We start from the raw sequence: 21,608 nt of genomic DNA, 5'->3' as shown, positions 1-21,608 counted from the left end.
AGGGGGAGCAGGGCCATGAGCGAGCAAACCGATCAACACACCACGCCGTCCGCGTCGAACGAGGACGCGGTGGACGAACACAAGCTGATCGCGCAGCGGCGCGAGAAGCTGTCGCAGTTGCGCACCCAAGGCCCTGCGTTTCCGAATGATTTTCGGCGTGATGTGGTCGCGGGAGAGCTGCTGGCCGAATACGGCGAGCATGAGTCCGAGGCGATCGAGGCGCTCGGGTTGCGCGTGAAGGTCGCTGGCCGGCTGATGAGCCGGCGCGTCATGGGCAAGGCGAGCTTTGCGCACGTGCAGGACATGTCGGGGCGCATTCAGCTCTTCGTCCAGCGCGACCTGGTCGGCGAGGACGCCTACGCCGTTTTCAAGCGCGATTACGATCTAGGCGACATCCTCGGCGCGGAGGGTCTGCTGTTCAAGACCAAGACCGGCGAGCTGTCGATCAAATGCGACAGTATCCGTTTGTTAACCAAGGCGTTGCGTCCGCTTCCCGAGAAGTTCCATGGGCTGACCGACATGGAGAGCCGTTACCGGCAACGCTATCTCGATCTCATCATGAACGGCGGCACGCGTGACACCTTCCGCATCCGCACCCGGGTCATCCAGTTCATCCGCGACTATTTGAATGCGCGAGGCTATCTTGAGGTCGAGACGCCTATGATGCAGGTGATCCCGGGCGGCGCGGTCGCGCGCCCCTTCATCACGCATCACAACGCCCTGGATATGCAGCTCTTTCTGCGCATCGCCCCGGAGCTGTTTCTCAAGCGACTGGTGGTCGGTGGGCTGGAGAAGGTCTACGAGATCAACCGCAATTTCCGCAACGAGGGGCTGTCCACGCGCCACAACCCCGAGTTCACGATGCTCGAGTTCTATGAGGCGTACGCGGACTATCGCGATCTGATGGACCTGACCGAGCACATGCTGCGCGAGATGGCCGAGCAGGTCCTCGGGCGCACTTTGATCCATTATCAAGGCGAAGACTACGACTTCGGCCAGCCCTTCGCGCGCATGACGATTCGCGAGGCAATCCTGCACTTCAATCCGGATCTCGGGCCGGCTGATGTCGACGACCTCGAGCGCGCCCGTGCGGTCGCCGCGCGACTCGGGATTGCCGTCAAGCCCGGTTGGGGTCTCGGCAAGCTGCAGATCGAGCTGTTCGAGCACACCGCCGAGCATCGTCTGATGGCCCCGACCTTCATCACCCAATATCCCACTGAGGTCTCCCCGCTGGCGCGCCGCAACGACGAAAACCCCTTCGTCACCGACCGCTTTGAGTTCTTCGTCGGCGGACGTGAGATCGCCAACGGTTTCTCTGAGCTGAACGATGCCGAGGACCAGGCCGATCGCTTCCGTCAACAGGTCGCCGAGAAGGAAGCCGGGGATCTCGAGGCCATGTATTTCGACGCCGACTACATCCGCGCCCTGGAACACGGCATGCCGCCGACGGCAGGAGAGGGCATCGGCATCGACCGGCTCGTGATGCTCTTCACCGACTCGCCGTCGATCCGCGACGTGCTGCTGTTTCCGCATATGCGCCCGGAAGCCGGCGGCTGAGCCGATCCGACAAGTCGGGCTCGGCAGCTCCAACCCGTTCCGCCGCAAGCTTGCCGGCGGGTCGGTTTCACCCGTGTCGGTCTATCCTGGCATGGACGCCGGCAGCGACGCTCGGGCTCTCGATTCGATCAAACCGATGTCCTGCGCGGCATCGACAGGCGTCGTGCCCCTTTCGATCGATCAGGCCATGGCGGATTGGAGGAACCCCAATGAATAGGACCGCACAAGTCGCACGGTGGACAGTGCTGCCGATCCTCGCAGTCACCTCGACCCCGCTCTCGTTCGCCGACACCGAGATTTGGACACCTATCCCGGGGACCGAGACCCCGGACTACGGGGGCCCGCTCTTGATCGAGCGTGACGGCATCGTCTATCCCTCGATCAAAGGCACCCGCACCCCGGACTACGGTGCCCCCGATCGTTTGATCATTCGCGACGGCAGGCTCTACGACGCGATCCCCGGGACCAACACACCTGACTACGGCTCGGAGCGGCGGTTGCTCAGAGGCCGCTGACCGGCGCCGGATCCCCACCTTCGCCATCGCATCCGGACAGGGAGCGCGACGACCAAGCGGCGTGACTTAGATTAGCCCCACCGGTGATCCATGCATTTGCGGTCGGGATGCTTCCGGCCGGAAATCGCCTAAGCGGACAACAGCACCACACCCGAGACGACGCCGAGGATCTCGATCTCGCCGTCGAACAGGATCAGGGGCTCCATGTCGGCATTGGCGGGCTGGAGGCGGATGCGGTCCTTCTCGGCGTAGAAGCGTTTGAGGGTGACGCGTTCGGCGTCGATGCGTGCCACGACGGTGGTACCGGTTTCGGCTGTCGGGCGGGGGTCGACGACGACGATGTCGCCGTCGTGAATGCCGTCTTCGACCATGGATTCGCCGCGGACGCGCAAGGCGTAGGATCCGGGGCGTGCCAGGCCGGTGGGGACGACGATGGTCTCGGGGTCCTCGAGATCCTCGATCGGTGCGCCGGCGCTAACGGAGCCGAGCACCTGCAGCTCGATTCCGGGGTCTTCGCTCGGGTTGCGCGGGTCGCGCGCCGGATTCCAGGCGCGGTGCCGGCGTTTGTAGAGTCGCGAGTCGGAGTCATCCATCGAGGGCATCCCGAGCGTGTTCTGCGTCTTGGCCGCCGCGCGGGCGTTTCAGGCGGTCGCCTCGCTGGGCTCTCCGGCGAGGGCTCGACGGATGCGCTCGAAGCGGCTGACGAGGCCGGCGGAGCGGGGCGCGGGACCGCACAGATACCACTCTTTGAGGAGTCTAGCGCTGCCTCGCAGGGGGTCCTCCTCGCCGTCGACCATGCGTTCCGTCAGGCGTGCGACCTGGAATTCCAGGCGTTGTTGGGCAAACTCGGGCGGGGTTTCGACGCCGGCGAGGATTTCGAGTTGCAGACAGAGCTGGCTCAGGCGCGCGGCGTTGCCGTCGTAGCGGCGGCGCAGGGCGGCGAGCTGCTCGGGGTCTCGGGCGGCGGCGAGTGCAGAGGAGAAGCGCGCAGCGATGGCCTCTTGGATCTCGTTGTCTTGTTGGTGCGGGAGATCCGCCCAGGCCTGCTCGGCGGCTTCGGGGGCGAGCGGGGCGTCGCTTTCTCCGAGGAGACCGAGCTCGAGACGTTCGCACAGCTCGGCTTGGCGTTGCAGGAGATCGAGTGCGCCGCGACGCTGTTGGTCCTCGCAGTCGCGCTGGTGCTGCTTGAGCGCGTCGCGGGTCTCGCGCCAACGTTCGTTGAGTGGGGCGGCGCTTTGGCGCGGGATGGGCAAGGACTGGGCATCGTCCCAGCGTCGCTCGAGCTCGCGCATCTCGGCGCGCAGTCGTTTCGGATCCTGCTCGGTTCGGGCCAGTGCGAGGGCGTCGGCGCAGATGGTCTCGCGCGTGGCGAGATGCTCTTTCATCTCGTTGGCGTGCGCCTGGTGTACCGCGGCGCGGCGTTCGAAGATGGCGTCGCAGGCGCTGCGGAAGGTCTGCCAGAGCTTGTTCTCGTCCTTGTGGCGCGCCGGCACGGTGGTGTGCCATTCGCGTTGGAGTGCCTTGGTCTGCTCGATGGCGGCGTCCAGATCGGGCTCGTCGACCAGGGCTTCGATCTTCGCGATCAGCGCGTGCTTCATCGCCTGATTGCGTTTGCGCTCTGCATCCAGGCGGCGGTCGAGCTGCTTGAGCGCTTGGCGGAAGCGCCCTTCGAGCGCTTTGAAGTGGCGCGGATCCACCGGCCCGATCGAGGCCCAGGTGTGACGGGTTTCGCGCTCGGCGCGCAGGACGCGTTTCCAGTCGATGCGTTCCCAATCGACCTTGGAGAGGAAGTCTTCGATCTGGTCGCAGACCGACTCGCGCGCGGCACGGTTGGCCTCGCGCTCGGCCGCTTGGGCCTCGAGGTAGGGTCGACAGCGCTCTTGGACGGCGTCGCATGCCTTGTGGAAACGCTCGGCGACGGCGGGGCTGGCGCGCGGCCCGGTCCTCTCCAAGCCCTTCCAGTCCATGCGCATGGTGTGGAGTCGCTCGCTCAGGGCTTGCAGCGGCAGGTCGGCTTCGATGAGCTGTTCCATCTCCTCGCAGAGGCCGTCGCGATGCTGATCGGCACCCCAGCGACGCCAGTGTTGAAGGTCGCGTAGGCGCGGTGCGAGCACATGCAGGCGAGCCGCGACCTCCTCGGCGGCGCCCTTGGGGAGGGCGCTGGCCTCGACCAGATCCAGGCCCGCACGCAGGCTCTGGAAAAGCGGGTCGGCCTTCTTCAACTCGCCGTCCTCGAGGTGCTTCTCGAGCTCGGCGAGCTTTTCGGGGAGTTGCTTGAGACGGTGCTCGGCATTCTTGCGCTGGGTCTTGGTGCGCGATTCGACGCGTTCGATCAGGCCCAGGAAGGCTTCGGTCTCGTCGGATGCGGGAAGCTCGGCGGCGAGCGCGCGCCCCTGCTCGATGAAGGTCTTGGTCGCACGCAGATCGAGCGGTTTAGGCTCATCGAGGAGCTTCTGTGCCCGATTGCGCGATTTGTGCAGTTGCGACAGGCGCTTGCGCTGATCGCCGAGCGCCGTGCGTGCGGCTTCGGCCGCGTCCATGAGCCTCTGGTAGCGTTGATCGAGGGGCTTCTGGCGTTGCGGCGGGAGGGCATCGAGGGCGTCCCAGGCGGTTGAGACCCGTTCGCACAGGGCGCGAATCTCTTGTTCCGTGGTCAGCTCCGGGGCCTCGGCCAGGGAGTCCAGAAGTGCGAGGCGTTCGGCGTGCAAGGATTCGTGCGCCTCTTCGGCAGCGACGCGGGCGGCGGTCTCGCGCGCTTGGCCGCCGTAGGCCTGGATGAAGCGCTCCCGTGCGCTTTCGTAGCGCGTGCGACCGTCCGGCTCGGCTTCGTCTCGGATCTCGGCCCATTGGCGGTCGAGAAGATCGAGGATGGCGCGATCTTGATTCCATTGCGCGAGCCGGCCGAGGCGCTCGGCCTTCTGGCAGAGCTCTTCGCAGAGTGCACGCACGCGTAGCGGACGCTCTTCGCGCTCGGCGATCACGCGGAGCTTCTCGCGCGCGCTGCGGTAGACGTTCTTGTCGCGCTTGCCGATCTGGCGCACGACCTGCTCGAGTGCGTCCTTGGTCTCGATGCGCTCGACGGCGGCACCGCGGTTGGCCGCGAGCGAATCCTGGACTGCGCAGAGCGCGAGCACATCGGGAGAGGTCAGCCGCTCGATCGCCGCGCGGCGGACCTCGGGGTCCAGACCTTGGACGGCGACCTGCTCGAGGATGCGTGCGTCCTCGACATGCGATAGCTCCGCGACGCGCGCATCGACGCTGATTCCACCGGAGGTGGTCTCCGCCGGCTGGGTCCCGCACAGGAGATGGCGATAGCGGGCGGCGGCGATCTCGCGCACACCCGCGTCGGGGTCCTCGGTGAGGATCAGGCGAAGATGGGACAGCCCGACGAGTCGGCGGGTCGCCTCGCGCCGCGCCGCTGGGTCTTCGTGATTGCGGGCGCGTTCGGCCAGAACCTCCTGGTCTTCTTCCTTGTGTCTATCGTGTCGTTTTTTCTTGAGAAAGCGCTCGAATAGCATCTGATACTCGCCAACCGTTGCCCTCGGACCGCCCATTGTACTCAGAAACGCGGCCGAACGGCCCGACGACTCTGTACCTTGTCCCACACGGCCGATGTGTCGAGCCCGTTCGTTGTCGTCATCCTCATCGTGGTCGTATCGATGGTCGATGACGACAACGACAACAAAGCTGATCTCGGACGGTCTCGGCGTCTCTGCACTGCGCCACTAGGCTCGGCAATGCGCCGGAAGGACCTCGAGAAGTCGGACGTCCTCCGCGGGCAACGCGATCTCGGCGTTCTGGGCGATGAGTCGCAGGACGGGGATGAAGGGGTATCCCGAGCCGGTCCCGACCTTGGTTTCGAAACAGGCTTCGTAGGCGTCTGCGATGCGCAGAACGAGGCGGCGCGCCGTCTCGTCGATCGGCTCCGCTGCATGTGTGGCGGTCGTCGGTGCGGGCGTGGCGGCAGCAGGGGAGACGTGCGGCAAGGCGGGAGGCGTGTCGAGGGCGGCTGCGGCGGCCTCGGCGATCCGCTCGACCTCGCGGCTGACCGCGTCCAGATAGGCGTGGTCATGGACACGGTCGAAGGGGTCGGAGCTGCGAAGACGGTCGCCGATCGCCTCGCGGGACCGGTCGCCGAGCGCTCCGAGTGCGCGGACGAGCTGACGCGCTGTCTCGGCGAGGGCCGAGAGCGGGGCGCTTGGGTTCGGGTTCGGCTCTATGGCACGGCGTTCCGCCGGCTTGGCGGCCGGCATTTCGGCCGGGCGCACGTCCGGCTCTGTGATGACGGATGTTTTCTCGGTCGTGCGGGTTCCCTTCGCGGATGCGCGACAGCTCGCGATGCCGTACTCGACGGCGGCGGCGAACAGCTCGCGGCTTTCCGGATCACCGACCGCGTGATCGCACAGGCACTCAAGCAAGGCCGCGCGAGCGGACTCGGAGAGTCGGTAGGGTTCGAGAAAGTGGGGCTTCTTGGTGCGCTTGAGTGCATTCTGCGGTGGCGCGTCGGGCGGCTCGGCCTTCGGGTTGCGCACGGGGCGGCTGCGCGGCGGACTGCTTTTCCGGCCCGGTGTCGGCGTTGTGATGCCTGATTTTCGCATGATGCCGTTCCTTCCGCGGGCCGAGGCCCGGTTGCGGACGTTGTTCGGCGAACGCGCTTATTCGCGAACGAAGGGGTTGGTGCGTCGCTCTTCGCCCAGGGTCGACATCGGGCCGTGTCCGGGGATGAAGCGCACATCGTCTCCGAGCGGAAACAGGCGCTCCCGGATGGAGTCGAGGAGCTGGCGATGGTTTCCGCGCGGAAAGTCAGTGCGTCCGATTGATCCCTTGAAGAGGACGTCGCCGACCTGTGCAAGCTTATTCTTCGGGTTGAAGAAGACCAGATGCCCCGGCGTGTGGCCCGGGCAATGCAATACCTCGAGGGTCTCCTCGCCGAGGGCGATGCGCTCGCCTGCTCTGAGCCAGCGGTCGGGCTCGAAGGCGGTGACGGGCGGAAACCCGAACATCTCGCACTGCTCGGCCAGGGCGTTGAGCCAGAAGGCGTCGTCGGGGTGCGGACCCCAGATCGGGATGCCGAGCCTGCGCGAGACCTCGGCGCTGGCACCGACGTGGTCGAGGTGGCCGTGAGTGAGCAGCACGTATTCCGGTCGCAGCTCAAGCGCTGCGACGTGGTCGAGGATGCGCTCGGCCTCGCCGCCGGGATCGACGATGACGGCGGCGCGAGTGCGCTCGCACCACAGCAAGGTGGTGTTCTGCTGAAAGGGGGTCACGGGGATGATACGAAATTGCACTGGGGTCTTGCTCATGCGGCAGGGGCTGGGTTTCCGCGCATGGTTTCACTTGGTGTCCGGGTTGTCCAGGACGCGATGAGGGTTAAGTCTCCTGCTCAGTACCGAATCGAATCCTTGTTGTCATCGATGACGACAACGACAACAGCCTTCTGAACCGCTCACAAGGACGGGATAAGGCCCTCTGCGGTTCCACGATCTCTGCGGGATCTCTGCGAGAGGGCAGACGGCCTTGATTCGTGCGAGAGGCCTCGGGTCGGGTTGCCTGCGCTCGACAAGCCCGACGCAGGGCCGCTGTCGGCAACCCGAACGCGCCGTTAGGACCGTAGGATGCCGTAGAGCGTGTCTTTCAGCACCAAGCGTTGCTTCTTGAGCTCCTCGATGGTCTCGTCGGCGACGGGCGTGCCGAGCTCTTCAAGGTCGCGCACCCGCGCGTCGAGTGCATCGTAGTCGTCCATGAGCCGCGCGAACTCGGCGTTGTTCGAGCGCAGGGTCGCGATCTTCGTTTCAAGATCGGGGAACTCGTGAAGGAGGTCGTGTGATTCGCCAAGCATGATGTCCGTTCCTCAGGAGAGTGCAATAACCCGCGCAGCGATCGCGCCGGTGGTCGTGTGGTCGGGGCCGACCCCGTCGCCGGATGCAGGCGCAGCGGCGAGTCCGGATCGAGACCCGAAAATGATACCGCAGCGCTGCGGGTCGGACATAGCCCGTTCATGTCGAACGGTTCGGTGACCTGGCGCTTTACTTGGTCTTCTCATCCAGGTGTTTGATGACCTCGGGGGTCAGGTCTAGCGTTTTGTCGATGTAGAGCAGTCCGGTCATTCCCGGCTCGACGACCATGCCGATCTTCTTCTTACTGGCGACAGCTGTGATGGATTCGCGTGCCGGGCCGATGATCTCGCGACTTTTGGTCTGCTGAACCTTCATGATTTCCTGCTGGATTGCGTTTGCCTTCTCCTGAAAGGCTTCGATGCGCTTCTGAACGTCGGCTTCCTGCTTGCTGACCTGCTCGGCGCTCATCAAAGGGGCATCGCGCTCGAGCGACTGCTGGACCTTACGGATCTCCTGCTCCTCGGCGGCCATCTCCTGGCCGCGCGGCTCGAACTGCTCGCGCAGCTCGTCTTGAAGACGTTTGCCCAGCTTGCTTTCCTCCAAGACTTTCTGCATGTCGACGTAGCCCAGCACGTCGGCGGCCAAGGCGTGGGCCGGCACGATGATGGACAGGGCAAGCGCGACAACGAGTGAGACACGGGACATGAGCAGAACTCCGAGGATCGATAGAGTGGGTGAGACGAAACGCGGTCCAAGAGCATACAGCGGAGAGGCCGATGGCGGAACGGCGGCGCGCCGGATTCTAACCCCGACGTTCGCTCGGGGGAACTTTCGGGCAGACGCAACAACGCGCGTGCTTGCGTCGCGGGCGCGCCTGTCGGATCCTGTCGTCCGGCTCGGGCGTTCGGGTATCCGCCGACGGTTCGCGGACTTCAGCGGGCCGGGCGATCGGCGACATCTTTTTCGGAGATCCACACCGTGGGCAACTCGTTGCAGGACCAATTGCTCAAGGCCGGCTTGGTCGACGAGCAGAAGCTCAAGCAGGCACGTTCCACCAAACACAAGAAGACCAAGCGCCACGCCGGTCCACGGAGCACTGCCGTGGACAACGAGGCGCGTCAGGCCGCGGAGCGTGCCCGTCGCGAGAAGCTCGAGCGAGACCGCGAGCTCAATCTGCGCCGTCAGGAGGAGGCGGCGTTGCGTGCCGCCGAAAACGAGATTCGCCAACTTATTCACACCCACCGCGTGGTACGCGATCGCGGCGATCTGGCCTTCAACTTTACCGACGGTACCACGCTCAAGCGCATCTATGTCGACAAGGAGCAGCACTCTAAGCTGGTCTCGGGAATCCTGGCCGTGGTCCGTCAGGATGCCTTCTACGAGGTCGTTCCCGCCGAGATTGCCCTCCGGGTGGCTGCGCGCGATGCGAGCCTGGTTCTGGTCCACAACAAGGCCGCGGAGGAGAAGGACGCGGACGATCCGTACGCCGACTATCAGGTCCCGGACGACCTGATCTGGTGACGATGACCTGCGACCCGTCTCGTCGGCCCTCCGGACGCGCAAGCTCCGAGTTGCTCGGAATCCACTGAATTCAAAGATCGATCGACAGGAAAACCGCGGATGTCCGACATCGCCAACCTTAAACTCGCCGTGCTCATCGATGCCGACAATGCCCAGGCGAGCATCGTCGAGGGGCTTCTCGCCGAGGTCGCGAAATACGGCACGGCCCACGTCAAGCGCATTTACGGGGACTGGACCCTGCCCAATCTGGGTTCATGGAAGGAGACGCTGTTGCGTCATTCGATCCAGCCGATGCAGCAGTTTCGCTATACCAAGGGCAAGAACGCGACGGACGGGGCCATGATGATCGATGCCATGGATCTGCTCTATTCGCGCAATTTCGACGGGTTCTGCATCGTCTCGAGCGACAGCGACTTCACGCGCCTGGCATCGCGGTTGCGCGAATCCGGCATGACCGTCTATGGGTTCGGCGAGCAGAAGACACCCGAGCCGTTCGTCGCGGCGTGCGACAAGTTCGTCTTCACCGAGGTGCTGCGCGAGGGCGCTGCCGGCGACTCGACAACGCGCAAGAGCGGCAAGGACCTGCAGCGCGATATCAAGCTGGTGAATCTGCTGCGGGCCGCCTTGGACGGCGCGGCGGACGACACCGGTTGGGCCGGGCTCGGCGCCGTCGGCTCGGCGATCGCCAAGCGCAGCCCGGAGTTCGACTCGCGCAACTACGGCTATGCCAAGCTCAGCGGGCTGCTCAAGGCGATCCAGCTCTTCGAGATCGAGGAGCGCCAGGTCGGGCGCGGCCCGCACAAGGCGTTGTTCGTGCGCGATCAGCGCTCGCCGGCTTAAGCCGCGTCTGCCGCGAAAGGTACGGGCTGCGGGTGGGTCTGCGTTGAGCCCATCCGATGCGTCGGAGTGGACGCGGCTTAAGGTGATTTCGGGAAGAAGAACGACCATCTTGTAGGGTGGTTGAGCGAGAGCGAAGTCCACCGAGCTCGGCGCGGGCGCTTGCGGACTGCGCTTCGCTTGTCCACCCTGCGATGCCGTCCGGGACGCGACTCATGATCGATACACACTGTCATTTGGATGTTGCCGAGTTCGATGCCGATCGGGTCGGGGTGTTGGATCGGGCGCGGGTGGCGGGCGTGGCCGCGATCGTGGTTCCGGCGATCCATGCGGCGGGCTGGGACGGTCTGCTCGCGCTCTGCGCCTCGGCTGACGATCTCTATCCGGCGTTGGGTCTGCACCCGGTTTATCTCGACCGACACCGTGACTCCGATCTCCGAGAGCTGGAGCAAGCGATCACCGAGCATCGCCCGCTCGCGGTCGGCGAGATCGGTCTGGATTACTACCTCCCGGAGTTGGATCGAGCGGGTCAGCAGGCCCTGTTCGAAGCGCAGTTGTCCATCGCCAAGTCGGCGGATCTGCCGGTTCTTCTGCATGTACGCAAGTCGCATGAGGACGTCTTGACGATCCTGAAGCGGGTCGGCGTGAAGGGCGGTATCGCGCATGCCTTCAACGGAAGCATCCAGCAGGCGCAGCAGTATCTGGATCTGGGGTTCCGGCTCGGTTTCGGGGGGATGTTGACCTTCACCCGCTCCTCGCGTCTGCGCCGTCTGGCCGCCGAGTTGCCGGGCGAGGCGATCGTGCTCGAGACGGACGCGCCGGACATGACGGTGGCCGCACACCGTGGAGAGCGCAATAGTCCTGAGTACTTACCCGATATTCTGCGGGCATTATCAGAGGTTAGGGGTGAGTCGCCCGATGTCTTGGCGGCCCTCACGACGGCCAACGCGCGAGCGGTCTTGCCGGGTCTCGACCTGATCGATCCGTCCGGTTCGCGCCGGCTCAGCGCCCCGCCGACTTGACGACCTCGTAGGCCGCCAGAGCCGCCTCGCGCGATGCCTTGAGATCCACAATCGGGGCCGGGTAGTCGCGCCCGATCCGAATGCCGGCGTGATCGAGCAGGGCGCTCGGGGCGGTCCAGGGTTGATGGATGTACTTGTCCGGCAGGCGTGCCAGCTCCGGGCACCAGCGCCGGACGTAGGTCCCCGTCTTGTCGAAACGCTCCCCCTGCAGGACCGGATTGAAGATGCGGAAATACGGCGCCGCGTCGGCTCCGCAGCCGGCGCTCCATTGCCAGCCGAGGCTGTTGGCGGCGAGATCCGCATCGACCAGGGTGTCCCAGAACCAGCGTGCACCGGCCTGCCAGGGCAGGCGCAGGTTCTTGGTCAGGAAGGAGGCGACGACCATGCGCACCCGATTGTGCATCCAGCCGGTGTGCCAAAGCTGGCGCATACCGGCATCGACCAAAGGGATACCGGTCGCTCCGCGCTGCCAGGCCCGGAGCATCCGATCGGCATCGTCTTCACGCCAGGGCAGAGCGGCGAAGCGCCGATCCAGCGGCTCGTCGGTGGTGTGCGGGTAGTGATAAATCAGATGGTGAGCGAATTCGCGCCAGCCGATCTCGCGCACGAAGGGTTCAACCGGATCGGCGCTCGGGTCGCCCCACTGCTCCCTGACCATGGCGAGGATCCGACGTGGACCGATCTCGCCGAAGTGCAGGTGCGGCGACAGCGCGGATGTCCCGGCTTGGGCTGGCAGGTCGCGCTCGTTTGCGTAGCCCTGGATGCGGTCGTGCACGAAGGCGCGGGCTTGCTCGAGCGCGGCGGTCTCGCCGGGCGTCCAGGCCTCGCGCATTCCCGCGTCCCACGGGATCGTCGGCAGCAGGCCCAGGCGTTCGAGGGGCAGCGCGTCGAGACTGTCGGGAGGCGGCGGCAAGGCCGCCGGAGCGCGCAAGGGGGGCACCTCGGAAAGCCGAGCGGCGCACCGACGCCAGAAGGCGGTGAAGACCCGGTAGGGCTCGCCGTTGCCGGTGGCGATCTCCCAGGGCTCGAACAGAAGGGATGCGTTGTGGCTCTCCACCCGAAGGCCATCGGTCCGCAACGCTTGCTTGATCTGGCCGTCGCGTTTGCGCGACGTCGGATCATAAAGGCGGTTCCAGTGGATGCGTGTGGCGCCGGTCGCGGCGACGATACGGCGCAGCTCGGCCAGGCTTTCCCCGCGTGCGATCAGTAGCCGGCTGCCGAGGGTGCGTAGAGCCCGATCCATGCTCGTCAGGCTGCCGTGCAGCCACCACCGGCTCGCTGCGCCAGGCGCCCAAGGCGCATCCGAGTCCGGGTCGTGGACATAGACGGGGAGGAGTGTGTCGCAGCCGTGCAAGGCCGCTTGGAGCGCGGGGTTGTCGTCGAGACGCAGGTCGCGACGAAGCCAGAGGATAACGGTGCTCGGCATGGATGCGTCAGGTCTGGTTTCGATTGCAATCGGATTGCGGGATGGTTGCGAGCGAGCGGTTCGCTCTCTGGAGTCACCGAGGTTCAGCGATCCGGTGTGGGTCGGACTCAGGTCCGACCGATCCGGCGTGGGTCGGACTTGAGTCCGACCCGGCTTTATCGGCGTTCCTTCCGCTTCGTCGGGCTGAAGCCGACCCGATTGTTAACCTGATACGCCGCTGTCGGGCTGAAGCCCGACCCACTTCGTGGGCTCGGTATGCGGTCATCGGGGGAATGGCCCAAGGATTTCGTCATGCTGAACCGCGTCACCACCGACGATTATGAGCCGCAAGAATCCCAGCCCGAACGACAAGCGAGAATACCCCGCCGGACGCGGTTCAGTCCGAGAAGATCTCGTCGAAGAACCCCTGCATCAGTGTCCAAGACCGCGCATCGGCCTTGGGGTCGTAGGCGAGTGCGTCCATTCCGTAGGCGGCGGCGCCCGGATTGGTGAAACCGTGGCGTGCCCCGGAATAGATGATCATCTGCCAATCGGCCCCGGCGGCGTCGAGCCCTTCTTTAAAGGCGGCGATGCGCTCGGGCGGAACGAAACTGTCGGCCTCGCCGTGGGCAACCAGGACGCTGGGCTTGATGGTGCCGGGTTCCACATTGCTGGCCGGGGGCAGCGAGCCGTGGAAGCTCGCGACGCCGTCGAGATCGGCACCGGCATAGGCCATCTGCATCACGGTGGCGCCGCCGAAGCAGTAGCCGATGGCGGCAAGCTTTTCGGTATCGACGCGGTCGCTGGCCTTCAGGGTATCGAGTCCGGCCATGGCGCGCTGCTGCCAGGCGGACTGATTGGCCGTGATCTGCTGCATCCAGCCCTGGGCGTCGGGTGCGTGCTCCGTCACCTTGTTGTCGCCGTACATGTCGGCGGCGAAGGCGACGTAACCCAGCTCGGCGAGCATCTCCGCGCGTTTCTTCGCGTAGTCGTTCAGGCCCCACCATTCATGGATGACGAGCACCCCGGGACGTTTGCCCTCGATCGAGTCGTCGTAGCTGAGGTAGCCCGTGAGGACGGTGTCGCCGTCGCGATATTCAACGCGCTCGGTCTGGATGGCTGCGCCTGCAACGAGGGGGGCGCAGAGGAACAACGCGGCCATGTGGGTCGATGGTCTTCTCATGAGTCTCTCCGATCCGGTGGTTGACTGAGCTCGGTAACAGGTCATATGCGGCGGTCAGGCGCCTCGGAAGACGGGCCACCGCCACGGTTCTCGGAAGGTCAGGCCGGTCGGTTCGGATGACAACCCCGGCTCCATCTCACGGGCGCAGCGCACCGCAAGCGTGATCGGCTCATGATCGGCATTGCGGCGCGGGCGGGACCTCTCTATCCTAATGCTGCAATGCAACAGGTTGGCGGGATGACCCCTCTCGATGCCGATCCGCTTCGCGGCAAGGGCATCACGCATGCCCGATCAACTCATCGACATGCGTACTCACGCTGCGTCCAAGTGCGGATAGGCTGTAGCCGCCTTCCAGACAGGACACGACGCGCTCGTGCGCATGCCGGCGTGCCAGCAGGTGGAGCTCGCGCGTGATCCAGGCATAATCGGGCTCGCGCAGATTGAAGTGCGCCATGTCGTCCTCGGCGTGTCCGTCGAACCCTGCAGAGATCATGACCAGTTGGGGTGCGAAGGCGTCGAGCTTGGGCAGCCAGGCGGCCTCGACAGCCGCCCGGTAGGCGGCTCCGTCGGTCAGTCGGGGCAACGGAAGATTGAGGATGTTGGGCGCCTTGGTGTCGGCGCCGCTGCCTGGATAGAAGGGATGCTGGAAGCTCGAGCAAAAGAGCACCCGCTCGTCGCCGATGAAGATCTCCTCGGTTCCGTTGCCGTGGTGAACGTCGAAATCGACGATGGCGATGCGCTCGATGCCGTGCTCCGCCATGGCATGTGCGGCGCCGACGGCGACATTGTTGAAGAGGCAGAACCCTCCGGCCGAACGCCGTCCGGCATGATGGCCCGGCGGACGGACGCAACAGAAGGCAGCGTGGTGTTTTTCGCTCATCACCAGGTCGACCCCGAGAATGGCCCCTCCGGCCGAGCGCAGGGCTGCCGGCAGGGTGTGGCTGTTCATGGCGGTGTCGCCGTCGACCCAGACCAGGACGTCGTCGACCTCGGGTGCGGCCTCGATCAGCCCCTGAATATAGTCCGCGTCGTGCACGCGGCCCAGCTGCGCCACGCTCGCCTCGGGAGCGTCGTAATGCGTCACCAGCATCTCCATCCCCGAGGCGATCATGCGGTCCTGGATGGCGTAGAGCCGCTCGGGACATTCGGGATGGTGCGCGCCCATCTTGTGCTGCTGACAAGCGGGATGAGAGACGAAGGCGAGGTTCATGCGAAGGTCCTCAAGGCTTTGATCGCGCACGGGACCCTGACGGCGCCCGGGCAATTCTCGTTGTCGTTCGGCGCGCGTTCGCGCCCCTGTCGAATCCCTGAATCCAATTTTTTCATCTTCGAAACGCGTCGACGCCGACACCTGTGGATGCATCGGAGGCCGAGTCGATGCAGGACCTGCGCGTATCGCGCCAGACCCGTTTCGAACGCGGTTTAGCTTAATCCTTTTTATTGCCCGGGAGGGCGATTCCATGCGCGTATCCGACATCGAACAACTCTTCACGCCGACTGCCGTTGCGGTCTTCGGCGCCAGCGACAGCGAGGGGTCCATCGGCGGCATGGTGTTTCGCAATCTGCTGGCCGGTGGCTTCAAAGGCAATGCTTACGCGATCAATCCCAAGTACAAGGAGGTGGCCGGGGAACCTTGCTATCGCGACTTGGGCCAGCTCGACAAGCATGTCGACCTGGCACTGATCGCTACGCCGGCCGATCGCGTCCCTGCAATCCTCAATCAGTGCGGCGGCTACGGGGTCAAGGTTGCGGTGGTCCATTCCGCCGGTTTCGGCGAGTACGGCGAACGCGGGATCAACCTTCAGGAACGCATGGTCGAGGCGGCCCGGAACAACCGCATCCGCGTGCTCGGACCCAACTGCATCGGGGCGATGCGCCCGCAACACGGGCTGAACGCAAGCGTCGGCCAGGATCTTCCGCGTCGTGGCAACGTGGCCCTGGTCTCGCAATCCGGTGCCATCTGCACGGCGATGATCGATTGGTCGGAGCGTCGACGGATCGGTTTCTCGGCGATGGTCTCGCTGGGCGCGGCGGCCGATGTCGATTTCGGGGACGTGCTCGACTATCTCGCTCTGGACAGTCAGACGCAATGCATCCTGCTCTACGTGGAGGGGATTCGCAACGCGCGCCATTTCATGAGCGGGCTGCGTGCGGCGGCGCGCTTGAAACCCGTGGTGGTGGTCAAGGCGGGGCGGCATCCGGCGGGGACTCGCGCGGTCAAGTCGCACACCGGCGCCTATGTCGGCTCCGCGGACGTGTTCCGCGCCGTCACCGAGCGTGCTGGCGTGGTGCAGGTCTCCAACCTCGATCAATTGTTCGCGGCCGCCCAGGTCTTCGGCACGCGGCGGCGTCTGGCGGGCGACCGCATCGCCGTCATCACCAACGGCGGCGGCCCGGGCGTGCTGGCCGCGGATCGCATCGTCGAGCTCGGGCTCTCGCTCGCGCAGATCAGCGATCCGACACGTCAGATGCTCGAGAAGGCCTTGCCCGACCATTGGTCCCACGGCAACCCCATCGACATCATCGGCGACGCCCCGCCGGAGCGCTATCGGATGGCCCTCGACGCCTGTCTCGCGGATCCGGATGTCGACGGGGTGCTCGTCATCTTGGCGCCCTTGGTGTTCGGAGATCCCGTTGCGACTGCCGAGCAGGTCATCGCGGCGACCAAGGACAGCCGCAAGCCGGTGCTCGCCTGTTGGATGGGCGGGAAGCGGGTCGCCGAGGCCCAAGAGCTCTTGGCCGAGCACGACGTGCCGCACTTCGACAGCCCGGAGGTGGCGATCGACGCCTTCTCCTTCCTCGCCACCCACCAGCGCAACCAGAAGCTGCTGATGCAGTCGCCGGGCCCGCTCTCGCAGGAGGATGCACCGGACGTGGAGGGCGCGCGCCTGATCATCGAGGGCGTGATGGCCGAGGGACGCAAGACCCTGGGTACGGTCGAGGCGAAGGCGATCCTCTCGGCGTTCCGCATCCCGACGATGCAGGCGGTGTTGACCCGCACGCCGAACGAGGCGCTCATGGCGGCTCAAGCCCTGGGGTTCCCGGTGGTGATGAAGATCAACTCGCCGGATTTGGAGCACAAGTCCGACGTCGACGGCGTGCGTCTGAATATCGACGATGCCCAATCGGTCCGTCGGACCTTCACCGAGATCGTCGAGCGTGCCAAGCGGCTGCGTCCGGACGCCCGGATGGAAGGGATCACGGTCGAGCATATGGCCTCGACCCGAGCCGCACGTGAGCTGATGATCGGTGTCACCCGGGACCGGATCTTCGGGCCCGTTATCAGTTTCGGTGCCGGCGGCACCAAGGTCGAGGTCCTCGAGGACCGCGCGCTCGGTCTGCCGCCGCTCAACGCCTTCATCATCCAGACCATGATCGACCACACTCGGATCGTGCGTCTCATGGGTGCCTTTCAGCATATGCCGCCGATGAATCGCGTGGCCTTGGCGAAGATTCTTCAACGGGTTTCTGAGATGGTCTGCGAGTTGCCGGAGATTATCTCAATGGACATCAACCCGCTGATCGGAAACGACAAGGATGTCGTCGCCGTGGATGCGCGCATCAAGGTCGAGTATCGTCCGCCACAACAGACGACCTACGGGCACATGGCGATCCACCCCTATCCGAGTCACCTCATCGAGCGCGTCCAGTTGCCGGACGGTAAGGATCTGGTGATTCGCCCGATTCGCCCGGAAGATGCCCAGATGGAGCAGGAGTTCGTTCGGGGGCTTTCGGAGCAGACCAAGTATTTCAGGTTCATGCAGGCGATTAAGGAGCTGACGCCCGAGATGCTGGTGCGCTTCACCCAGATCGACTACGACCGCGAGATGGCCCTGATCGGGGTGGTCGAGCACGACGGGTCCGACGTCCAGGTCGGGGTGGCCCGCTACATGGCACGACCGGGCGGCGAGGCCTGCGAGTTCGCGATCGTGGTCTCCGATACCTGGCGAAACCTCGGGATTGGTGCACGGTTGATGCGTTCGCTGATGCAGAACGCCCGCTCGCGCGGCTTTCGCGTGATGGACGGCGAGGTGCTGAGCGCCAACAGTCGGATGCTGGCCTTGGTCAAATCGCTTGGATTCCGCATCGAGAGCGATCCGCAAGACATGGCGGTCAAATGGGTCAGCAAGGTGCTTTAAACCGCGTCCTGCAGGGTATGCGTGGTTTTGAGTAGACAGACCGTTGGTCTTTAATCTGCGAAGTCGGCGTCGACGCGGTTTAAGGTGATTTCCGGGAAGGAATCTCTCGACAGGTCCCGGGATAGGCGACTTGAAGTCGTCTTCTTCAGCCGATCCGACGGCCCGAGAGCGTCCGGTGGAGCGGGACCCGGCCGGCACCCGGGACGCTTGAACGAAGACGACTGCAAGTCGTCTATCCCGGGGGAGCGTCGCTTCGCGCCGCTTGACGGCGTTGCTTCCGGTCGATCGGATGTGCAATGCGCGATCGACGTGTCGATGCCCATTCGGGATGCTGATTTCCGGAAGTGGCTTAAGTGCCTAATTTTTAGAGATGTAGCCGTAGGGCGGGCACGCGCAGCGCAGCTCACCAGCACCGACGCCAAGATCGGGGAAGTTCGCACTCTCTCGTCCGTACCTACCGGCTACGTGTCGTGGAGGAGGCCCTGCCTTGGCGATGGACTGATGCTCGGCTGAGGCGACGAGCGAAGGTTCGCCCGGAGCCTACCCGGTCGGGCTCTGCGGCCTCTCGCGGAGCTTGTGCCAGAGAACGATGGAGGCGAGGGCCAAGGTGATCACATTCGCGGTGATCACGGGCCAGGAGCCGATCATGAGACCGTAAAGTCCCCAGAGCGCGACGCCTGCGCTGAAGAGCGCATACATCGAAAGCGAGATGGCCCGTGTGTCGCGGGTGCGCAGGGTGTGCACCACCTGCGGCACGAAGGAGACTGTGGTGAGCGCCGCCGCAGCAAAACCGATGCTCTCGACCCACAACGTCACGGCGACGGACGCCCCGACACAATCACAAGCGGCATGTACGCGCCGGGTCGGCAAGCGGAAATTCGACCCCCACCGAGCCGACAAGCGGCAATAGAATTCCAGACCATCTCTTTGTTTTTAATATTTATTTAAACCGCGTGGCGCCGGCTGTGATGGTTGGCACCACGCCGAACTCGCTCCCACCCGACCATGCCGCTCGGAACGCGGTTTAAATGCTGACCTTGAGCTTCTGGCCCGGACGGATCTTGTTGTCGTCGGGCCGCATCTTATTGAGCTTGCGCAGCTCGGCGACAGTAATGCCGTTCTGAACCGCGACGCGATAGAGTGTTTCCTGTGGCTTCACGACATGGTAGCGCACGGCGGTGGTCGACTTCTTGGAGGCCTGGGCGGTCGATGCCTTCGCGATCTGCTTAGCGGGCGCTTTCGCCACGGGTTTCGCCGATGCCGCCGATTTGGTGGTCGGTTTGGCCACAGGCCGCTCGACCTTGGCGGTTGCCTGCCGAGCCACCGGCGATGCCTTGGGCTCGGCGCGCGCGACCATGGTGTTGGAGACCGGCGGCGGATGGCTGGCGACGCGCCGTTTGGTCCCGGCCGGGAGCCATACCGTGCTGCCGGGAGGCAGATACGCACGCCCGTCGCGTGCACGGTCGCGCCAATGCATGTTCAGGTCGGCGAGGCGATACGGGGACACGCCGTAGTGTCCGGCGAGGTGGTCGACCGGCATGGCGTATTGAAGGACCAGGCGCTCGTGTGGCCAAGGCTCCTCCGGGCGTACGCCCTCCGGGAAATAGCGATCGGCGTTTCGCGTCACCTCGCGAGCGGCGATGAATTCGGCGTAGAAGTTTCGCGATGCGAAGCCGAAGTACTGGCCCCGATAGTTCTTCACGATAGCGCCGATGTCGTTGCCGTGTTGTGCCTTGGCGTTCGCCATACCGCCCTGGCCGTGGTTGTAGGAGGTGATGGCGAGCGGCCAGCTCCCGAGGCGACGATGGGCCTGGGATAGATACCGCGCCGCACCGTCCGCCGCAATGATGGGATCGAGTCGTTCGTCGACGGTGCCGTCGACGTTCATGTACATCCGGCCGGTTGCCGGCATGAACTGCCACACGCCTGCGGCGCCGACGCCTGATCGGGCATTGGTCTGAAACGAGGATTCGACGTGCGGGAGATAGGCGAGGTCCTCCGGGACACCATAACTGCGCATGATCTCTCGGAAGGCGGTGTCGTAGCGCCCGCTGATCTCCACGCCGCGATGGAAGCGTTCGCGTAGACCACGTTGGCTGCGCACGCGATCGGCAGACCCGTAGATTGCTGACCGGCCTGCGCCGGACCGCTCGAATTTCGCCAGGAGCGCTTTATCGCCGCTGTCGAGGCTCTGTCCGGTTCGCACGCGCTCTTCAAGAAGCCGGAGCTGACCCTTGTAGGCGTCCGTGCGGGATCGCACCAGCGCGCGCTGCGAGTCCGTGTAGCCCTCCTTGATGGGCGAGGGCAGTTTGACGACCTCGTAGATGACGTCCATGTATTGGTCGTCGTGGATCGCGACGTCACCACGCCCCCAAATCCCGTAGACGTGACGCCAGAAGTCGACGTTGGGCTGAATCTCGGCAGGTACGGGAAAGGTATCCGAGCCCGCGACCACCTCGCCTCGGGTCCAGCCCTCTACACCGGTATCACGCTGGCCGCCGTCGCTGCTGCAGCCCCCCAAGGCAAGCAGAGCAATCGACAACAGCAGGAATGAAAGGCCTCTGTTTGTGATCGGATAGGTCGGCATGGTCTGCATGTCCTCTCGAGCGTGATCCCTGCGCGCCTTGAACCCCGCGATGGTGGATGCTCCGAATGGGTGTGCCGGCTCGTTCGGGGCAGGTGCGTTGCCATGCGAATGGGCAGCGGCAACGTCGACTCGGTCAAGGCGTTCGGTACAATCTGTTCGGTGACGGTTTGATATTGGCTCACGAAAGCCGCCTTTGCAATGGAGAATTGCGCCGCGAGCGCCTTCTTTTTTGATGTACCGCGGTGGCCTCTTATTCTTGAAAGCGCTTGAACTTTCTTTGTGTATTCTCATATTTTTCAGCGTGATAGGATAACTGATCACCGCGATTGCTCGCAATTTCGATACGTGTGCGCGACCTTTGTATTCGACCCGCAGTTGCGCCGGTGACTAGACGCTGAGCGGATGCATGCCTTTCGATTCGAGTAATGAGATCAAACGAATGAGCGGCAAGCCGATCAAGCTATTGGGGTCATCTCCTTCAAGGCGCTCGAATAATGCGATTCCCAGTCCCTCCGACTTGAAGCTCCCGGCGCAATCGAAGGGTTGCTCGCGATCGAGGTAGGTTTCGATCTGCCGCCGATCCAGCCGTCTGAAATGGACGCGATAGGGTTCGACGAGGGTTTGCGCGTGCCCGCTGGCCGTGTCGAGCAGACATAAACCGGTCTGGAAGACGACAATCCGCCCCGAGGCTCGCTCCAGTTGAGCAATCGCGTTGGCGCGGTCGCCCGGCTTTCCCAGAACGTCGTCATCGATGCAGGCGACTTGATCCGATCCGATCACGAGCGCGTTCGGATGCGTCGGCGCGATCGCCCGAGCCTTGGCCTCGGCCAGGCGCAGAACCAGGACCTGCGGCGATTCGCCGGGTCGACGTCGTTCGTCGATATCGGGAGCGGCGGTCGTAAACGGCAGGCCCAAACGCTCCAGGAGTTGGCGCCGGTGCGGCGAGGTCGAGGCAAGGACGAGCGCGGGCGCAGGCACGTTGTCGGGATCCTGATGCGGTTTCCG

Annotated in this window: 18 protein-coding genes; 6 read left to right on the top strand and 12 right to left on the bottom strand. The window is 64.7% G+C overall.

Translation table 11 applies throughout. The annotated features are described in order from the left end of the window. Nucleotides 1-15 precede the first annotated feature (15 nt). Together lysS and LT988_RS00990 are read left to right on the top strand one after the other, a co-directional pair. Complete coding sequence (gene lysS, locus LT988_RS00995) at nucleotides 16-1,557, top strand: lysine--tRNA ligase (protein ID WP_232408420.1); 1,542 nt, start codon at nucleotides 16-18, stop codon at nucleotides 1,555-1,557. A 209-nt stretch (nucleotides 1,558-1,766) separates the two neighbouring features. Next, complete coding sequence (locus LT988_RS00990) at nucleotides 1,767-2,072, top strand: hypothetical protein (RefSeq protein WP_232408419.1); 306 nt, start codon at nucleotides 1,767-1,769, stop codon at nucleotides 2,070-2,072. 128 nt (nucleotides 2,073-2,200) lie between these two features. On the opposite strand, the gene LT988_RS00985 is transcribed toward LT988_RS00990, so the two are convergent. The 6 genes from LT988_RS00985 to LT988_RS00960 all read right to left on the bottom strand — a co-directional run bounded on the left by LT988_RS00985 (nucleotide 2,201) and on the right by LT988_RS00960 (nucleotide 8,614). After that, nucleotides 2,201-2,665, bottom strand: a complete 465-nt coding sequence (locus LT988_RS00985; protein WP_232408418.1) for a LexA family protein — start codon at nucleotides 2,663-2,665, stop codon at nucleotides 2,201-2,203. Between the two features lie 48 nt (nucleotides 2,666-2,713). Further along, complete coding sequence (locus LT988_RS00980; RefSeq protein ID WP_232408417.1) at nucleotides 2,714-5,590, bottom strand: DUF349 domain-containing protein; 2,877 nt, start codon at nucleotides 5,588-5,590, stop codon at nucleotides 2,714-2,716. Nucleotides 5,591-5,797: 207 nt separating this feature from the next. After that, nucleotides 5,798-6,670: a hypothetical protein gene (locus LT988_RS00975; protein WP_232408416.1), complete on the bottom strand. Its 873-nt coding sequence runs from the start codon at nucleotides 6,668-6,670 to the stop codon at nucleotides 5,798-5,800. Nucleotides 6,671-6,727: 57 nt separating this feature from the next. Then, the gene (locus tag LT988_RS00970; RefSeq protein WP_232410659.1) at nucleotides 6,728-7,360 is read right to left on the bottom strand and encodes an MBL fold metallo-hydrolase; all 633 of its coding nucleotides are present in this window, start codon (nucleotides 7,358-7,360) and stop codon (nucleotides 6,728-6,730) included. Nucleotides 7,361-7,674: 314 nt separating this feature from the next. Beyond that, on the bottom strand, nucleotides 7,675-7,911 hold the full coding sequence (locus LT988_RS00965) for a YdcH family protein (RefSeq protein ID WP_232408415.1): 237 nt from the start codon (nucleotides 7,909-7,911) through the stop codon (nucleotides 7,675-7,677). A gap of 187 nt (nucleotides 7,912-8,098) precedes the next feature. Then, nucleotides 8,099-8,614 (bottom strand): OmpH family outer membrane protein, encoded by a 516-nt coding sequence (locus LT988_RS00960; protein WP_232408414.1) that lies wholly within the window; start codon nucleotides 8,612-8,614, stop codon nucleotides 8,099-8,101. Between the two features lie 273 nt (nucleotides 8,615-8,887). Here LT988_RS00960 and LT988_RS00955 point away from each other — a divergent pair, with 273 nt between their 5' ends. From LT988_RS00955 to LT988_RS00945, 3 genes are all read left to right on the top strand, one after another. Beyond that, on the top strand, nucleotides 8,888-9,430 hold the full coding sequence (locus LT988_RS00955; RefSeq protein WP_232408413.1) for a DUF2058 domain-containing protein: 543 nt from the start codon (nucleotides 8,888-8,890) through the stop codon (nucleotides 9,428-9,430). A 99-nt stretch (nucleotides 9,431-9,529) separates the two neighbouring features. Next, entirely contained in the window at nucleotides 9,530-10,270 is a 741-nt protein-coding gene (locus LT988_RS00950) for an NYN domain-containing protein (protein WP_232408412.1), read from the top strand. A 212-nt stretch (nucleotides 10,271-10,482) separates the two neighbouring features. Continuing rightward, nucleotides 10,483-11,289, top strand: coding sequence for a TatD family hydrolase (locus LT988_RS00945; RefSeq protein ID WP_232408411.1), 807 nt, complete (start codon nucleotides 10,483-10,485; stop codon nucleotides 11,287-11,289). Here the strand turns inward: LT988_RS00945 and LT988_RS00940 are convergent. The 3 genes from LT988_RS00940 to LT988_RS00930 all read right to left on the bottom strand — a co-directional run bounded on the left by LT988_RS00940 (nucleotide 11,270) and on the right by LT988_RS00930 (nucleotide 15,087). Further along, nucleotides 11,270-12,715 (bottom strand): cryptochrome/photolyase family protein, encoded by a 1,446-nt coding sequence (locus tag LT988_RS00940; protein ID WP_232408410.1) that lies wholly within the window; start codon nucleotides 12,713-12,715, stop codon nucleotides 11,270-11,272. The two genes, LT988_RS00945 and LT988_RS00940, sit on opposite strands and share 20 nt — an antisense overlap. Nucleotides 12,716-13,091: 376 nt before the next feature. Then, nucleotides 13,092-13,877: a dienelactone hydrolase family protein gene (locus LT988_RS00935; protein WP_232408409.1), complete on the bottom strand. Its 786-nt coding sequence runs from the start codon at nucleotides 13,875-13,877 to the stop codon at nucleotides 13,092-13,094. Nucleotides 13,878-14,154: 277 nt separating this feature from the next. After that, complete coding sequence (locus tag LT988_RS00930; protein WP_232408408.1) at nucleotides 14,155-15,087, bottom strand: histone deacetylase family protein; 933 nt, start codon at nucleotides 15,085-15,087, stop codon at nucleotides 14,155-14,157. Nucleotides 15,088-15,337: 250 nt separating this feature from the next. Here LT988_RS00930 and LT988_RS00925 point away from each other — a divergent pair, with 250 nt between their 5' ends. Then, nucleotides 15,338-18,016: a bifunctional acetate--CoA ligase family protein/GNAT family N-acetyltransferase gene (locus LT988_RS00925; protein ID WP_232408407.1), complete on the top strand. Its 2,679-nt coding sequence runs from the start codon at nucleotides 15,338-15,340 to the stop codon at nucleotides 18,014-18,016. A gap of 540 nt (nucleotides 18,017-18,556) precedes the next feature. Here the strand turns inward: LT988_RS00925 and LT988_RS00920 are convergent. The 3 genes from LT988_RS00920 to LT988_RS00910 all read right to left on the bottom strand — a co-directional run bounded on the left by LT988_RS00920 (nucleotide 18,557) and on the right by LT988_RS00910 (nucleotide 21,581). Continuing rightward, nucleotides 18,557-18,832 carry a SemiSWEET family sugar transporter gene (locus LT988_RS00920; protein ID WP_232408406.1) on the bottom strand — a complete coding sequence of 92 codons (276 nt, stop codon included), beginning with the start codon at nucleotides 18,830-18,832 and terminating at the stop codon, nucleotides 18,557-18,559. A gap of 208 nt (nucleotides 18,833-19,040) precedes the next feature. Further along, on the bottom strand, nucleotides 19,041-20,603 hold the full coding sequence (locus LT988_RS00915) for a lytic transglycosylase domain-containing protein (protein WP_232408405.1): 1,563 nt from the start codon (nucleotides 20,601-20,603) through the stop codon (nucleotides 19,041-19,043). Nucleotides 20,604-20,990: 387 nt separating this feature from the next. Next, a complete protein-coding gene (locus tag LT988_RS00910) occupies nucleotides 20,991-21,581 on the bottom strand; it encodes a Maf family protein (protein WP_232408404.1) in 591 nt (196 codons plus the stop codon). Nucleotides 21,582-21,608: the final 27 nt, after the last annotated feature.

The organism is Thiocapsa bogorovii, from assembly GCF_021228795.1.
Lineage (GTDB): Bacteria > Pseudomonadota > Gammaproteobacteria > Chromatiales > Chromatiaceae > Thiocapsa > Thiocapsa bogorovii.
Note: the sequence above shows the minus strand (reverse complement) of the source record. Positions and strands in the feature narration are given on the sequence as shown.

Coding starts and splice junctions, on each gene's coding strand:
- lysS (WP_232408420.1), top strand. CDS start 16: ATGAGCGAGCAAACCGATCAACACACCACGCCGTCCGCGTCGAACGAG.
- LT988_RS00990 (WP_232408419.1), top strand. CDS start 1,767: ATGAATAGGACCGCACAAGTCGCACGGTGGACAGTGCTGCCGATCCTC.
- LT988_RS00985 (WP_232408418.1), bottom strand. CDS start 2,665: ATGGATGACTCCGACTCGCGACTCTACAAACGCCGGCACCGCGCCTGG.
- LT988_RS00980 (WP_232408417.1), bottom strand. CDS start 5,590: ATGCTATTCGAGCGCTTTCTCAAGAAAAAACGACACGATAGACACAAG.
- LT988_RS00975 (WP_232408416.1), bottom strand. CDS start 6,670: ATGCGAAAATCAGGCATCACAACGCCGACACCGGGCCGGAAAAGCAGT.
- LT988_RS00965 (WP_232408415.1), bottom strand. CDS start 7,911: ATGCTTGGCGAATCACACGACCTCCTTCACGAGTTCCCCGATCTTGAA.
- LT988_RS00960 (WP_232408414.1), bottom strand. CDS start 8,614: ATGTCCCGTGTCTCACTCGTTGTCGCGCTTGCCCTGTCCATCATCGTG.
- LT988_RS00950 (WP_232408412.1), top strand. CDS start 9,530: ATGTCCGACATCGCCAACCTTAAACTCGCCGTGCTCATCGATGCCGAC.
- LT988_RS00945 (WP_232408411.1), top strand. CDS start 10,483: ATGATCGATACACACTGTCATTTGGATGTTGCCGAGTTCGATGCCGAT.
- LT988_RS00940 (WP_232408410.1), bottom strand. CDS start 12,715: ATGCCGAGCACCGTTATCCTCTGGCTTCGTCGCGACCTGCGTCTCGAC.
- LT988_RS00935 (WP_232408409.1), bottom strand. CDS start 13,877: ATGAGAAGACCATCGACCCACATGGCCGCGTTGTTCCTCTGCGCCCCC.
- LT988_RS00930 (WP_232408408.1), bottom strand. CDS start 15,087: ATGAACCTCGCCTTCGTCTCTCATCCCGCTTGTCAGCAGCACAAGATG.
- LT988_RS00925 (WP_232408407.1), top strand. CDS start 15,338: ATGCGCGTATCCGACATCGAACAACTCTTCACGCCGACTGCCGTTGCG.
- LT988_RS00915 (WP_232408405.1), bottom strand. CDS start 20,603: ATGCCGACCTATCCGATCACAAACAGAGGCCTTTCATTCCTGCTGTTG.